This is a genomic window from Bradyrhizobium elkanii USDA 76 (assembly GCF_023278185.1).
In the GTDB taxonomy this organism is placed as follows: domain Bacteria; phylum Pseudomonadota; class Alphaproteobacteria; order Rhizobiales; family Xanthobacteraceae; genus Bradyrhizobium; species Bradyrhizobium elkanii.
The window spans coordinates 4,944,042-4,958,430 of record NZ_CP066356.1 but is presented as its reverse complement, the minus strand read 5'-3'; the positions used below and the strand labels follow the sequence as shown (position 1 = coordinate 4,958,430).

The following is a 14,389-nucleotide window of genomic DNA, read 5'->3' as shown; positions in this document are numbered from 1 at the left end:
TTACCCTGGGTAGGCTGCCAAACGCTTCTTCGATCGGCCGGACGCTCATGCCAAAATTCCTTCGCATCGGAGTCCATCAGTCGAACGTTTCCGGATACACGTCGAAGGCATGGTGCATTCGACGGGCCGGCTCGACGGTTTTCCTGAAATGGGGCGCCGTGCAGGTTGATGGCGCGGGCGACGGGCGAAAGGTCTACTGGACGTTTCCACCGCAGGAAAAAACCATTCGCTGCCGCACGGTGCAGCGCGCCCAGGATTACACCAAGGCCGCCATCGCGCGGCGACGCAGCCATCGCTATGAACCGCTGGCTGGGAATATCGCGAACCGGCGCCGAACCGTCGACCGGGACTCGCAGCTCAAACAGGCGCTCGCCACGATCCTCTATGTCGATATCGTCCGATCCACCGAAAAGGCCGCGCGGCTCGGCGACACGCGCTGGGCGACGGTGATGAATCACTACTACGTCGCTGTGCGCAGGGAGCTGAAGGCCTTGCGGGGGAAGGAAGTCGTGACGACGGGGGACGGGGTGCTGGCGACGTTCCGCGCGCCGGCAGCCGGGATCCGTTGCGCGACCGCAATCCGCGAGTCCGTGCGAACGCTGGGGCTGGAGATCAGGGTCGGACTGCACGCGGGCGAATACCAGGTGAGTGGGGCGGAGGTGATCGGTCTTGCGTTTCACATCGGCGCGCGCGTCGCAGCGAAAGCGCGGGCCGGCGAAGTGCTGGTCTCGAGCGCCGTCAAGGACCTGATGTCAAAGTCCGAAATCCGCTTCAAGGACCGCGGCGCGCACCAGCTCAAGGGCGTGCCGGAGCGATGGCGGCTCTATCGGGTTGAGCATTAGGGCGTCCGGCAGGGATCGACGTCGGCGTTGCGATCAACGCCGGCGCGACACGCTGATGGCTCGACGCGCTACAGCGCGATGAGATCCGGTTGAGCCGCCGTCGCCGTTCGGACCATCGTCAAAGCATGATCTTTTCGGAAATCCGCATCGCACTTTCCCGGACCGTGCTCTAGCCCTTGCGGGTCGAGATGCTCTCTCGAATCCGTTCCAGCCAGCCGATGATGGCGCCGAGCGCCTGATCGCCCTTGCCGAGAAGTCCCGCCAGCTCGCGCTCGGCACTGCCGCGCCGCGTGGAATCGGGCTCGGGCAGTGGCGGGAGAATGTGGGCGTAGTAGGTCTTGTCGAGCAGCCGGTGCAGCAGGCGTTCGCCCGGGAACGGTTCGTTGTTGTTCAAGGCACGGGCGCCCTTCAGGATGGTCCGGATATCATATTGCGTGGGGCTGATGTCCGGCACCTGCTTGGCGAGTTTGAGCAGCGTGTACACCGCGACCCGCGCGGTGCGGACCGAGCTGTCCATCGTGAAGATGATGTCATTCGATGTTTCCACGAACTGGCCCATCAGGCCCAGATTGGTGCAGCCCGCGGGGACGGGATGCGGCCGGTCGCCCGCCGCGCGGGGCATGAACATCGCGGTGATGTAGGGCATCAAGGCGAGGCGGGCCTTGGTGTTCGCCACCACCGCATCCAGCTTGTCCTCGATGCCGAGGTGGTAGCAGAGCTCGGCCAGAATCTCGCGGCCGGTGCAGGCCGGCATCGGCTTCTTGATGTAGTTGCCCTCCTTGTCCATCAGCAATGCATAGACCCAGACCACCAGGACGTCCTTCGGCTGGGTCGGAAAGTGCGGCTGCCGGTTGCAGGTGAAGCTGAGCACCCAATTGGAGTCGGTGAAGGTGATGATCCCGCCGGTGACCGTCTTGCCGGAATAGGGATCGTTGACCGAAAGCTCCTTCAGCCGGTCGACGAAGGGCGACGGCTTGCAGGTGAGCGTGACCGACTCCCACATCGACTTGTCGACATTGCCGTAGAACTTCTCGGGCTTGCCGAAGATCGGCGATTTCTTCGCCAGGTTCGTCCACAGCGTCCAGTCGCTGGCCTCACCCGGATCATGCTTGCCGCGCTGAAGAACGGGGGCGTGGTCCATGTCGCCATAAGCGGTGCCCTCGGTCATCGATCCCGTGAGCGCGAAGACCAGATCTTTCGGACCGACCGGAATGGTGGTGTCGGCGCCGCCCACCTTGGCGTGGATCGCGGTGACCGTGCGGGCATCGCCGTCGGTCTTGATGTCGAGATCGTGGACGCGGGTATCGAACTGCACCTTGACGCCACGCTCGCGCAGATGCGTCACCAGCGGACGGACGAAGCTGTCGAACTGGTTGTATTTCGGAAATACCAGCGCCGACATGTCGGTCAGCCCGTCGATCGCATCGAGGAAGCGATGCATGTAGAGCTTCATTTCGAGCAGGCTCTGCCAGTTCTCGAAGGCGAACATCGAGCGCCAGAGGAACCAGAAGTTGGTCTCGAGGAAGCCCGGGCTGAAGTACTGCTCGATGGTGATGTCGTCGAGATCCTCCTTGCGCTTCAGCAGCAGGCGGATCAATTCCCATTGCTGCGGCTTCGACAGGCCGAGCGTCGAGAAGTCGCGGATCTGGCCGCGCTTGTGCATCAGCCGCGCCTTGGAGAAGTTCGGATCGTTGTCGTTGACGAGCCGGTATTCGTCGAGAACGCTGTAACCCTCGGGCAATTCCAGCGCCTGGACGTCCTGGAACATGTCCCAGAGATTGTCGTAGTTCCAGTTCATCTCGCGACCGCCGCGAATGATGTAGCCGATCTCGGGATCACCGGCGCCGTCGAGCGAGCCGCCCTCGATGTGCATGGTGTCGAGAATGGTGATGTCGTCGCCCTTCATGCCGCCGTCGCGGATCATGTAGAAGGCCGCGGCCAGTCCCGCGATGCCGCTGCCGATGATCCAGGCCTTGCGGGCTTCGACCGGCTGTTTCGACACGGGACGGTTGCGCATGTAAGCGCCCATCATGTCCGGCGGCGGCAGCGTGTTGTGGCTCCCGTTGTGCCAGTAGCGCCTGGACGCGTCGGTTTCGACCTCGAAGGTGGGCGTGCCGGAAGCTGCGACATCAGTCATTGGCGACCTTTCTGCGTGATTGGCTTTCGCGATCTCCGTGGGGCCGATGTTGGCAGTTCGCCATGTCATTTTCTGGCCCGGGCCCGGTTGCGGCGAAGATGTTGCGGCGCGACCGGCGATGCTTCGTTAAGGGAGGGTGTCGCGGAGCCGGCAAATTTTCAGTGATTTGGGGAGGTTGACCGGATCGCCGCGCGCCGGTCAGGGATCGTAGGTGCGTCTCTACCGCGCGCCGAGGATGCGCCGCCATAGCGTGCCGCCAATCACCTTCTGGGAGCGCCGACTACCTCCGGCGTCGGCTGGCCTCGCCGAAAGGCGTTAATGACGTATTGATGCGGCTAGCGGCGTTTGCCGTCTGCGGTTTCATCGCTCTTAGGAGGCGACGAGGCACAACACGTCATGCGCAAACTTGCTGCGACCGTTTTGATTGGAGTCTTTTGCAGCCTGGTGACGTACTTCAGCGCGGCACGACTCTACCAATGGGCCGAGACCGGACAGCTGGCGGTGCTATCCCGGAAGACGCACGACCAACCCGAGTTCGTTTCCTGGGGCGGCGATCGGCTCAGCTTCGTGCCGCTGTTCGCGCTCTATCTGTTTTTCCTCAAGAACGGACTGCACGGCATGCTGGTTACCTGCCGCGACGTCTGGCTGCGTGGCCGGGGATGGGAACCGTGAGCGCGCGGCTGATCGCTGGATTGATCAAGGTGCTGCTCGGAGGTCTTCTCACGGCCGGTCCGTCGCTCGTGTCGGTCGCGCGCGGCGACGAAACTTCGAGCATCAATGCACGACGCGAGGCGCTTCGCGAATGGAGCAGCCTTGCCAATGGACGCACGGACTTTGAAATTTCCGATCCGGCCCTGGTGCCAAGGATGCTCGCGCTTGCGGCCGAGCAATCCGGCTGCAAATACAGGAATGACATCGAAAAGTTGCCGGTTCGCTTCATGAAAGTGGCCGGGCATCGTCTCGCCCTGATGTTCTGTCGCCTTTCCGTGACCGGATCGCATCGCGCGTTCGATCTTTCCGACGTCATCAGACCAAAGCCAATGGAATTTCCGTACGTCGCGCTGGACGGCTTCGGTACGACGGACACTCCGGGTTTCATCACATGGAGGGAGGAGGCCGGCTTGTTTCAGGCCGAAACCGGATCGGACCTGTGTCCCAGCCCACACCTGCGGCATGTCTATCGGCTGGACGCGACCAGTCGCGAAAGCTTTGTCGTGGTTCGCGTCGAGGTCAGTGCGCCTGCGTGCGGCGCGGGTCAGGAATGGACCACGATTTGGGAGGCGAAACCGTGGCCCGCGCCGACGGGTCCCCGCTGACGCGCTCTTGCCAAAATGGTTAGCCCCGATTAACCAGCCTTTCGCATCAACCTTGCCGTTTAAGACTGTCGCAATCGGCAATAATTATTGAGTATCTTGCGGCCGGCGATTCCCGTTAAGGGACCGTGTCGCCGCTTTGGCAAATTTTCGGCGATTTTTGGGGACATTGAACCGCATGTGCGGCATCGTCGGCATTCTTGGACGCGCTCCGGTCGCGGAGCAATTGGTGGATTCGCTCAAGCGGCTGGAATATCGCGGCTATGATTCCGCCGGTGTTGCCACGCTGGAGAATGGTGGCCTGGCGCGGCGCCGCGCCGAGGGCAAGCTGAAGAACCTCGAAGCCCGGCTCGAGGCTAAGCCGCTCGGCGGCCATACCGGCATCGGCCACACCCGCTGGGCCACGCACGGGCGACCGACCGAGAACAACGCACATCCCCATGCCACCGAGCGCGTCGCCGTGGTGCATAACGGCATCATCGAGAATTTCCGCGAGCTGCGCGAGGAGCTCGAGGCCAAGGGCGCGGCGTTCTCGACCGAGACCGACACCGAGGTCGTGGTGCATCTGGTCGACAATCTGCTGAAGGGCGGCGTCAAGCCGATCGAGGCGGTGAGGGCAGTGCTGTCGCAGCTGCGCGGCGCGTTCGCGCTCGGCTTCATCTTCGCGGGCGAGGACGATCTGATGATCGGCGCGCGCAACGGCCCGCCGCTCGCGGTCGGCCATGGCGAGGGCGAGATGTATCTCGGCTCCGATGCGATCGCGCTCGGGCCATTCACCGACACGATCAGCTATCTCGAGGACGGCGACTGGGTGGTGCTGAACCGCAAGGGCGCCACGATCTTCGACAAGGACAATGCCATCGTCCACCGCGAGGCGATCAAGCACACGACGGCGACGGCGCTGGTCGACAAGGCGAACTATCGTCACTTCATGGCGAAGGAGATCCACGAGCAGCCGGAAGTGGTCGGGCACACGCTCGCGCGTTACGTCGACATGGCGACCGAGCGCGTCACCATGCCGGTGAAACTGCCGTTCGACTTCAAGGATATCCAGCGCATCTCGATCACGGCCTGCGGCACCGCGAGCTATGCCGGCTTCGTCGCGAAATACTGGCTGGAGCGGCTGGCGCGGCTGCCGGTCGAGCTCGATGTCGCCTCCGAATTCCGCTACCGCGAGGCTCCCTTGCGCAAGGGCGACCTTGCGATCTTCATCTCGCAGTCGGGCGAGACCGCCGACACGCTGGCGGCGCTGCGCTACGCCAAGGCGCAGGGCGCGCACACGCTCTCGGTCGTCAACGTGCCGACCTCGACGATCGCGCGCGAGAGCGAGACCGTGCTGCAGACGCTCGCCGGCCCCGAGATCGGCGTCGCCTCGACCAAGGCGTTCACCTGCCAGCTGATGGTGCTGGCCTCGCTCGCGGTCGCCGCCGGCAAGGCGCGCGGCGAGCTGTCCGATGCTGACGAGGCCAAGCTGGTGCATGGCCTGGTCGAGATCCCGCGCCTGATGTCGGAAGCGCTTACCACCGAAGTGCAGATCGAGAAGCTGGCGCGCGAGATCTCGAAGTCGCGCGACGTGCTCTATCTCGGCCGCGGCACCAGCTATCCGCTGGCGCTGGAAGGTGCGCTGAAGCTGAAGGAAATCTCCTACATCCACGCCGAGGGCTACGCCGCCGGCGAGCTCAAGCACGGGCCGATCGCGCTGATCGACGAGCACATGCCAGTCGTGGTGATCGCGCCCTACGACAAGGTGTTCGAGAAGACCGTCTCCAACATGCAGGAGGTCGCCGCCCGCGGCGGCAAGATCATCCTGATGACCGACGCCAAGGGCGCGGCGGAGGCGACCATCCAGTCGCTGGTGACGATCGTGATGCCGGACATGGGGGCGACCTTCGCGCCGATCGTCTACGCCGTTCCGGTGCAGCTGCTCGCCTATCATACCGCTGTCGTGATGGGCACCGACGTCGATCAGCCCCGGAATCTGGCCAAATCGGTCACGGTCGAATAGTCGCAAGCCGCGGCTTCACGCGGCCCTTCAAAAAGCTGCTAGAATGGCTTAGCTGGGTGATGGACTACGGCCGCTCCGACGCCGCTTCGACGACCTTGGAACCGCAATGACCTCCAACCAAGTGCCTCCCGCCTCGACCGGTGAATTGCCCCCGGATGCCCCGCGCGGGCTGATGGCGCGGTTTCGCAACTATTTCCTCACCGGCCTCGTGGTGGCCGGGCCGGTTGCGATCACCCTGTATCTGACCTGGTGGTTCGTGAACTGGGTCGACAATCTGGTCCGCCCGTTCGTGCCCACGGCCTACCGGCCGGAAACCTATCTGCCGTTCGGACTGCCGGGTTCCGGCCTGATCGTCGCGGTCATCGCGCTGACGCTGCTCGGCTTCCTCACCGCCAACCTGATCGGGCGAACCCTGGTCGATCTCGGCGAACGGCTGCTTGGCCGCATCCCTGCGGTGCGCGCGATCTATCGCGGCCTGAAGCAGGTGTTCGAAACGCTGTTCTCCGGCAACGGCTCGAGCTTCCGCCGCGTCGGCCTGGTCGAGTTTCCCTCGCCCGGCATGTGGTCGATCGTGCTGATCTCGCAGGCGCCGAGCACCGAGCTCGCCGCCAGCTTCCCCGGAGAGGAGGAGCATATCTCGGTGTTCCTGCCGTGCGCGCCGAACCCGACCACCGGCTTCTTCTTCTATGTGCCGAAGAGCAAGATCATCGAGATCGAGATGAGCACCGAGGATGCCGCGACGCTGATCATGTCGGCCGGCGTGGTGCAGCCCGGCGCCAACGATCAGAAGCGCGCCGCGGCGCTCGCCGGCATGGCCAATGCAGCGCGCATTGCCAGCCAGGCTTCGGCCAACCAGGCCTCGCTGCAGCCGGCCACACAGCCCGCGCCGGCGAAGGTGGAGTAGGCAAGCGCCACTCCATACTACCCAGCCCCGATCAACGGCACGGCTTCGTCGCGTTCGTAGAGGTAGAGCAGGACGCGCAGCGCGTCGCCGCGTTCGCCCTTCAGCTTCGGATTGTCCTTCATGATCCGCAGCGCCTCGTCGCGGGCCTGGGTGATCAGCTGGCCGTGCACCTCTGAGCGCGCGATGCGGTAGCCGGGCAGGCCGCTCTGGCGGATGCCGAGCACGTCGCCTTCGCCGCGCAGCTTCAGATCCTCCTCGGCGATCCGGAAGCCATCGGTGGTCTCGCGGATCACTTTCAACCGCGCCTTCGACATCTCGCCGAGTGGCTCCTTGTAGAGCAGCAGGCAGGTCGAGGCTTCCGAGCCGCGGCCGATGCGCCCGCGCAGCTGATGCAGCTGCGCAAGCCCGAAACGTTCGGCGTTCTCGATCACCATGATGGTCGCCGCGGGCACGTCGACGCCGACCTCGACCACGGTGGTTGCGACCAGGAGCCCGATCTCGTGCTCGGCGAATTGCGCCATCACGCGATCCTTCTCGGTGCCCTTCATCTGGCCGTGCACGAGGCCGACGCGATCGCCGAACCTCTTCTGCAGGCTCTCGAAACGTTCGGTCGCGTTGGTGAGATGCTCGGTGCCCTCGGCCTCGGATTCATCGACCAGCGGGCAGATCCAGTAGACCAGCTTGCCGGCGGCAAGCGCGCGGCCGACGCCGTCCATGACGTCCTCGATCCGGCTCATCGGCACCGCGCGGGTGTCGATCGGCTGGCGGCCGGCGGGCTTTTCGCGCAGCTCCGAGACGTCCATGTCGCCAAAGTAAGTCAGCACCAGCGTGCGCGGAATCGGCGTGGCGCTCAGCACCAGCACGTCGACGGCCTCGCCCTTGGAAGTCAGTGCCAGGCGCTCGCGCACGCCGAAGCGATGCTGCTCGTCGACCACGGCAAGCGCCAGCGCCTTGTAGACCACATCGTCCTGGATCAGCGCGTGGGTGCCGACCAAGAGGTCGATCTCGCCGCCCTCAAGCTGCGCCAACAGCTCGCGGCGCTCCTTGCCTTTCTCGCGGCCGGTGAGGATCGCAACGCGTAGGCCGGCGCGCTCGGCGAGCGGCGCGATGGTCTTGATGTGCTGGCGCGCCAGGATTTCGGTCGGTGCCATCAGCGCGGCCTGTTTGCCGGCTTCCGCAACCGCGGCGGCAGCCAGCAGCGCGACCACGGTCTTGCCGGAACCGACATCGCCCTGCACGAGGCGCAGCATCCGCACCGGCTGCTGCAGGTCCGCGATGATCGCCGCGACCGCCTCTTGCTGCGACCTGGTCAGCGCATAGGGCAGGGCATCGATGATCTTCCGGCGCAGATGACCGTCGCCGGCGTTGCGCACACCGGCGGGACGGCGCAGCGTGGCGCGGATCAGGGCGAGCGCGAGCTGGCCGGCGAGCAGTTCGTCGAACGCGAGGCGCGACCAGAACGGGCCGTCGGGCAGGATGTCGGTCAGCTCGACCGGCACGTGGACGCGGGTCAGCGCCTCCCTGATCGGCGGGAAGTTGCAGCGGCGCAGCACCTCGGGGCTGATCCATTCCGGCAGATCCGGCAGCCTGGTCAGCGCCTGCGCGATGGCGCGGCGGAGCGAGCCGATCGCGAGCCCCTCGGTCAGCGGATAGACCGGATCGATGCCGGACAGTTTTGCAAAGCCCGCTTCATCGACGACGCGATCAGGATGCACGATCTGCGGGATGCCGTCATACATCGCCAGCGTGCCGGAGACGTAGCGCTTCTCGCCGACCGGCAGCAGCTTCTCGACATAGCCGGGCTGGGCGCGGAAGAAGGTCAAGACGACGTCGCCGGTATCGTCGCTGGCATAGACGAGGTAGGGCGCGCGCGAATTGCGCGGCGGCGGCGGGCGATGGCGGTCGACGGTGACCTCGAGCGTCACCATGGTTCCGACCGCGGCGTCGCGGATCTTCGGCCGGGCGCGGCGGTCGATCACGCTCGCCGGCAGATGCAGCAGCAGGTCGACCAGCCGCGGCGTCTCGCTGCGGTCGAGCAGATAGCGCAGCAGCTTGTCCTGCTTCGGGCCGACCCCTTGCAGGGTCGTGACCTGGGCAAACAGTGGATTGAGCAGGGCTGGGCGCATCGACGAATCCAAGACCGTTTCAGTACGTCATGCCCGGCCTTGTGCCGGGCATCCACGTCTTTTTTTGGAGCTGATGTCGGCCGGGTCCCGGCTACAAGGCTTCGACGGCGCGCAAGCCCGGTGACGGCATGCGCCCAGGGAAACCCCAAAACGCGGCGAATGAGGGCTGACATCGGCCATGGCCATGGCTATATCAGGCCCGCCCGGCACGTCCGGGCTTTTGGCGTTGGATGGATTTTGGGACATGACGGGATCGACACGATCGAGCCGCGGGCTCGATGACCGCCGCAAGCGGCTTTTGTTTCGCTGCTGGCATCGCGGCACCCGGGAGATGGACCTGATCCTCGGCCGCTTCGCCGACGCGACCATTGGCGAACTGTCCGACCACGAGCTCGGCGAGCTCGAGCATCTGATCGAGGTGCCGGATCCCGATCTCTATGCGGCGCTGACCGGCGACAAGGTGCTTCCCGCAGAGTACGAGACCGCGCTGTTTGCCCGCATCAAGGCGTTTCGGGTCGCGGATCCCAGCGCATGAAACAGCCGATGAAATCACCGGCCGCGATGCTCGCGCCCGGCCGGGTGCTGACCATCGCCAACGTCGCCGAGGGCGCCGAAGGGCTCGTCATCTCCGATCTGGCGCGCGCCATCGCCGCGCAGCCGAAGCGTCCGGCGGTGAGCCTTGCCGTGGTGTGCCGCGACGGCGCGCGGATGCAGCAACTCGCCCGCGCGCTGGAGTTCTTTGCACCCGATATCGCCGTGATGCAGGTTCCGGCCTGGGACTGCCAGCCCTATGATCGCGTCTCGCCGCATTCCGGCATTTTGGCGCAACGCCTGACCGCTTTGGCCAAATTGTCGCGGCTGGTCGGCAGCGACAAGCCGCTGATCGTGCTCACGACCGTGAACGCGGCCGTGCAGCGGGTGCCGGCGCGCGATCAGGTCGCAGCGCAAGCGCTGTCGGTTGCACCAGGCAATGTGGTGCCGATGGATTCGGTCGTGGCCTGGCTCGAGCACAATGGCTACAGCCGCTCGTCAACGGTGCGCGAGCCCGGCGAATATGCGGTGCGCGGCGGGATCCTCGATCTGTTTCCGGCTGGCCTCGACCAGCCGGTGCGCTTCGATTTCTTCGGTGATAGTCTGGAATCGATCCGTACCTTCGATGCCGAGACCCAGCGCACGCTGCTCGACATGCGCGGGCTCGATCTCGTGCCGGTCTCGGAATTCCAGCTCACCACCGAAACCATCCGGCGTTTCCGCATGGGCTATGTCGCCGCGTTCGGCGCGCCGGAACGCGACGACCAGCTCTATGAAGCCGTCTCCGAGGGACGGCGTCATCCCGGCATGGAGCATTGGCTGCCGCTGTTCCAGGAGCGGATGGACACGCTGTTCGATTATCTCGACGGCGCGACGGTTGCGATCGAGCCGCAGGGCGAGGACGCCGCGCGCGAACGCTTCTCGCAGATATCGGACTATTACGACGCGCGGCGCGAGGCGCTGGAGCACCCGGGCAGCGGCGCGATCTACAAGCCGCTGCCGCCGGACCAGCTCTATCTGACCGAGGCCGAATGGACCAAGCTGCTCCGCGATGCGCCGCTGGCGCGGCTAACGCCGTTCGCGGTGCCCGAAGGCTCGCCCGACGTGTTCGACGCCGGCGCGCGGCAGGGCCGCAATTTCGCCCCCGAACGCGCCGACACCAACGTCAACGTGTTCGAGGCCGTGGTCGGCCATGTCGGCGCGCTGCAGAGCCAGCGCAAGAAGGTGGTGATCGCGCTGTGGAGCGAGGGCTCGCGCGACCGCATGGGCGCGATGCTGCGCGACCACAAGCTCTTGAACACGACCAGCGTCAACACCTGGCGGATCGTGCAGGCGACGCCGCGCAACGAAACCATGCTGGCGGTGCTCGGCATGGAATCCGGCTTCGAGACCGACGAGTTCGCCGTCATCAGCGAGCAGGACATTCTCGGCGACCGCCTGGTGCGGCCGCGCAAGGCGAGCCGCAAGCTCGACAATTTCATCTCGGAGGTGACGAGCCTTGCGACCGGCGATCTCGTGGTCCACGTCGAGCACGGCATCGGTCGCTTCGTGGGCTTGCAGACGCTCGAAGTCTCCGGCGCGCCGCATGACTGTCTCGAGCTGCATTATGCCGCCGAGACAAAACTGTTCCTGCCGGTCGAGAACATCGAGCTGCTGTCGCGCTACGGCTCCGACAGCGCCAATGTCGAGCTCGATCGTCTGGGTGGCGGCGGCTGGCAGGCGCGCAAGGCCAAGCTGAAGAACCGCATCCGCGAGATCGCGGGCGAATTGATCAAGATCGCGGCCGAGCGGCAGCTGCACGAGGCCCCGAAATTCCCGCTGCAGCCGCACGTCTACGACGAGTTCTGCGCGCGATTCCCCTATGAGGAGACCGAGGATCAGTTAGGGGCCATCACCTCGACCTTGAAGGACCTCGAAATCGGCCGCCCGATGGACCGGCTGATCTGCGGCGACGTCGGCTTCGGCAAGACCGAGGTAGCGCTGCGTGCGGCGTTCGCCGTGGCGCTGGAGGGCAGGCAGGTCGCGGTCGTGGTGCCGACCACGCTCTTGGCGCGCCAGCACTCCAGAACCTTCACCGAACGCTTCAAAGGCTTCCCGGTCAACGTGGCGCAGGCGTCGCGGCTGGTGTCGACCAAGGAGCTCAACCAGGTCAAGAAGGGGCTCACCGACGGCAGCGTCGACATCGTCGTCGGCACCCATGCGCTGCTCGGCAAGGCCATCAAGTTCAAGGATCTCGGCCTGTTGATCGTGGACGAGGAGCAGCATTTCGGCGTCAGCCACAAGGAGCGGCTGAAGCAGCTGCGCGCCCAGGTCCATGTGCTGACGCTGTCGGCAACCCCGATCCCGCGCACCCTTCAACTTGCGTTGACCGGTGTCCGCGAGCTTTCGATCATTGCCTCGCCGCCGGTCGATCGCCTTGCGGTGCGCACCTTCGTCGCGCCGCACGATCCGCTGATGATCCGCGAGGCGCTGCTGCGCGAACGCTACCGCGGCGGGCAGGCGTTCTACGTCGTGCCGCGGATCGAGGACCTCGCCGGCGTCAAGGACTTCCTCGACAAGAACGTGCCGGAGATGAAGGTCGCGGTCGCCCACGGCCAGATGCCGCCGACCGTGATCGAGGACATCATGTCCGCGTTCTACGACGGCAAGTACGACATCCTGCTCTCGACCACGATCGTCGAGTCCGGTCTCGACATCCCGAACGCCAACACGCTGATCGTGCACCGCGCCGACATGTTCGGCCTGGCCCAGCTCTATCAGCTGCGCGGCCGCGTCGGCCGCTCCAAGCTGCGCGCCTATGCGCTGTTCACGCTGCCGGCACAGCAGAAGATCACGGCGCAGGCGGAGCGGCGGCTCAAGGTGCTGCAGTCGCTGGAGACGCTGGGGGCCGGCTTCCAGCTCGCCTCGCACGACCTCGACATCCGCGGCGCCGGCAATCTGCTCGGCGAAGAGCAGTCCGGCCACATCAAGGAAGTGGGCTTCGAGCTGTACCAGTCGATGCTGGAGGAGGCGATCGTCAACCTCAAGGCCGGCGTCGCCGAGCCGGCTGCCGACCGCTGGTCGCCGCAGATCACGATCGGCATGCCGGTCCTGATCCCCGAGGACTATGTCAACGACCTCAGCGTGCGCCTGTCGCTGTATCGTCGGCTCGCCGATCTCGACACCGACGAGGACATCGACGCCTTCGCCGCCGAGATGCGCGACCGCTTCGGCGTGCTGCCGGACGAGGTGCGCTATCTGTTCAAGGTCGCGGCGATCAAGGCCTATTGCCGAAGGGCCAATGTCGGGAAGGTCGACGCCGGCCCGAAGGGCGCCGTGATCGCATTCCGCGACAACAGCTTTGCGCATCCGGAGCGGCTGGTGAGCTTCATCCGCCAGCACGGCCAGGCCGCCAAGGTGCGGCCCGATATGAAGGTGGTGTTCTTCCAGGAGTGGGACACGCCGGAAGAGCGGCTCGCGGGCACCACCGAGATCCTGCGCCAGCTCGCCAATCTCGCCGAGAGCAAGAAGGCGGCTTGACGCGCGGTCCGACGCAAGTCCCCGTTCAGGATCGGATCAAATATGGCGCAACGTGGTCGTCGAGCAGTTTCAGGAACTGCTCGGCGAGAACGCTGAGTTCGCCGATCGTCGGCTTGAGGACTCCGACCTCGTAGTGGATCGCCGGCGCGAAGGGGCGGACGACGAGCGTGCTCGCTCCGCTGGTTCGCCTGAGCGTTTCGGACGCGCTGAGCGCGTCGACGAGGCAGACACCCGCGCCATCGATGACGAGGTTAAGCGCGACGGCGAAGAATTCACACTCGATCGCCGGATGAAACGGCGTACCGCTGGCTTCGAAGGCGCGCGATACCGCGGCGTAGGTCGATCGGCTCTGCGAGGTGATGATCAGATCATGTCGCTCGAGAAGATCGGGAGTGACGACTTTCCGGTCAGCCAGTGCATGAGTTGCAGGCATCACGCAGTCGAGCGACATCCGGTAGCGCCGCAACACGACATTGGTGCGGTCGAACGGCGGCTCGGCGACTCCGAAGTCGAATGCACGCGCCGAGACCAGGCTCCGGACATTCTCGGAGCTTCGGGTCAGGAGCCTGATCGTTGTTGACGGGCGCTCGCGCTGGAAGCGGCTGACGACGCCCGGAAGCCAGACTATCCCAGGCCCCGGACTCGCGATCGTCAGAACGCCGCGCTTGCCTGCAGAGATCCCGGCAGCGGCGTCCTCCAGCTCGGCAAACCCGGCCAGCGCCCGGATCGCTTCATTGTGCAGCAGATGCGCCTCCGGCGTAGGCACGATATGGCGGCTCTCCCGGCGAAACAGCGCAAACCCGACATCCGCCTCCAGCCGTTTCAAGGCCGTACTCACAGCCGGCTGCGATATGCCGAGTGCGCGCGCGGCCTCCGTTGCCGATCGATGCTGCATAACAGCATGGAAAATCTCAACAAGGCGCCGATCCATAACCAATATCTATATATCGTTTCGATGCTGCTCGTGGTATGAGCATGGAGGGAAACGCCAATAATACAAGGAATTTTCGCA

10 protein-coding genes are annotated in these 14,389 nt (G+C 65.2%); 7 read left to right on the top strand and 3 right to left on the bottom strand.

Features of this window, described 5'->3' with window-relative positions; all coding sequences use genetic code 11:
* The first annotated feature begins 47 nt into the window (after window positions 1-47).
* Window positions 48-842: an adenylate/guanylate cyclase domain-containing protein gene (locus JEY66_RS24165; protein ID WP_018271591.1), complete on the top strand. Its 795-nt coding sequence runs from the start codon at window positions 48-50 to the stop codon at window positions 840-842.
* A 169-nt stretch (window positions 843-1,011) separates the two neighbouring features.
* On the opposite strand, the gene JEY66_RS24160 is transcribed toward JEY66_RS24165, so the two are convergent.
* Window positions 1,012-2,979: an oleate hydratase gene (locus tag JEY66_RS24160; RefSeq protein WP_018271592.1), complete on the bottom strand. Its 1,968-nt coding sequence runs from the start codon at window positions 2,977-2,979 to the stop codon at window positions 1,012-1,014.
* Between the two features lie 396 nt (window positions 2,980-3,375).
* Here JEY66_RS24160 and JEY66_RS24155 point away from each other — a divergent pair, with 396 nt between their 5' ends.
* The 4 genes from JEY66_RS24155 (at window position 3,376) to JEY66_RS24140 (ending at window position 7,201) form a co-directional block, all read left to right on the top strand.
* Window positions 3,376-3,651, top strand: coding sequence for a hypothetical protein (locus JEY66_RS24155; RefSeq protein WP_018271593.1), 276 nt, complete (start codon window positions 3,376-3,378; stop codon window positions 3,649-3,651).
* The gene (locus tag JEY66_RS24150; RefSeq protein WP_018271594.1) at window positions 3,648-4,295 is read left to right on the top strand and encodes a hypothetical protein; all 648 of its coding nucleotides are present in this window, start codon (window positions 3,648-3,650) and stop codon (window positions 4,293-4,295) included. Before JEY66_RS24155 ends, JEY66_RS24150 begins: the two co-directional genes overlap by 4 nt.
* Window positions 4,296-4,470: 175 nt before the next feature.
* Window positions 4,471-6,297, top strand: a complete 1,827-nt coding sequence (gene glmS / locus JEY66_RS24145) for a glutamine--fructose-6-phosphate transaminase (isomerizing) (RefSeq protein ID WP_018271595.1) — start codon at window positions 4,471-4,473, stop codon at window positions 6,295-6,297.
* Between the two features lie 106 nt (window positions 6,298-6,403).
* On the top strand, window positions 6,404-7,201 hold the full coding sequence (locus JEY66_RS24140; RefSeq protein ID WP_026192753.1) for a DUF502 domain-containing protein: 798 nt from the start codon (window positions 6,404-6,406) through the stop codon (window positions 7,199-7,201).
* A 17-nt stretch (window positions 7,202-7,218) separates the two neighbouring features.
* Here the strand turns inward: JEY66_RS24140 and recG are convergent, their stop codons facing one another.
* Window positions 7,219-9,327, bottom strand: coding sequence for an ATP-dependent DNA helicase RecG (gene recG, locus JEY66_RS24135; RefSeq protein WP_018271596.1), 2,109 nt, complete (start codon window positions 9,325-9,327; stop codon window positions 7,219-7,221).
* A gap of 244 nt (window positions 9,328-9,571) precedes the next feature.
* Here recG and JEY66_RS24130 point away from each other — a divergent pair, with 244 nt between their 5' ends.
* Window positions 9,572-9,862: an FAD assembly factor SdhE gene (locus JEY66_RS24130; RefSeq protein ID WP_016847004.1), complete on the top strand. Its 291-nt coding sequence runs from the start codon at window positions 9,572-9,574 to the stop codon at window positions 9,860-9,862.
* Entirely contained in the window at window positions 9,859-13,377 is a 3,519-nt protein-coding gene (gene mfd / locus JEY66_RS24125; RefSeq protein ID WP_018271597.1) for a transcription-repair coupling factor, read from the top strand. Before JEY66_RS24130 ends, mfd begins: the two co-directional genes overlap by 4 nt.
* Before the next feature lie 25 nt (window positions 13,378-13,402).
* Here mfd and JEY66_RS24120 read toward each other — a convergent pair whose 3' ends face one another.
* On the bottom strand, window positions 13,403-14,308 hold the full coding sequence (locus JEY66_RS24120; protein WP_041482655.1) for a LysR family transcriptional regulator: 906 nt from the start codon (window positions 14,306-14,308) through the stop codon (window positions 13,403-13,405).
* Window positions 14,309-14,389 lie beyond the last annotated feature (81 nt).

Excerpts from the sequence above, each read along its gene's own strand:
- JEY66_RS24130 (WP_016847004.1), top strand. The coding sequence starts at position 9,572 with ATGACGGGATCGACACGATCGAGCCGCGGGCTCGATGACCGCCGCAAG.
- recG (WP_018271596.1), bottom strand. The coding sequence starts at position 9,327 with ATGCGCCCAGCCCTGCTCAATCCACTGTTTGCCCAGGTCACGACCCTG.
- mfd (WP_018271597.1), top strand. The coding sequence starts at position 9,859 with ATGAAACAGCCGATGAAATCACCGGCCGCGATGCTCGCGCCCGGCCGG.
- JEY66_RS24165 (WP_018271591.1), top strand. The coding sequence starts at position 48 with ATGCCAAAATTCCTTCGCATCGGAGTCCATCAGTCGAACGTTTCCGGA.
- JEY66_RS24155 (WP_018271593.1), top strand. The coding sequence starts at position 3,376 with ATGCGCAAACTTGCTGCGACCGTTTTGATTGGAGTCTTTTGCAGCCTG.
- glmS (WP_018271595.1), top strand. The coding sequence starts at position 4,471 with ATGTGCGGCATCGTCGGCATTCTTGGACGCGCTCCGGTCGCGGAGCAA.
- JEY66_RS24120 (WP_041482655.1), bottom strand. The coding sequence starts at position 14,308 with ATGGATCGGCGCCTTGTTGAGATTTTCCATGCTGTTATGCAGCATCGA.
- JEY66_RS24140 (WP_026192753.1), top strand. The coding sequence starts at position 6,404 with ATGACCTCCAACCAAGTGCCTCCCGCCTCGACCGGTGAATTGCCCCCG.
- JEY66_RS24160 (WP_018271592.1), bottom strand. The coding sequence starts at position 2,979 with ATGACTGATGTCGCAGCTTCCGGCACGCCCACCTTCGAGGTCGAAACC.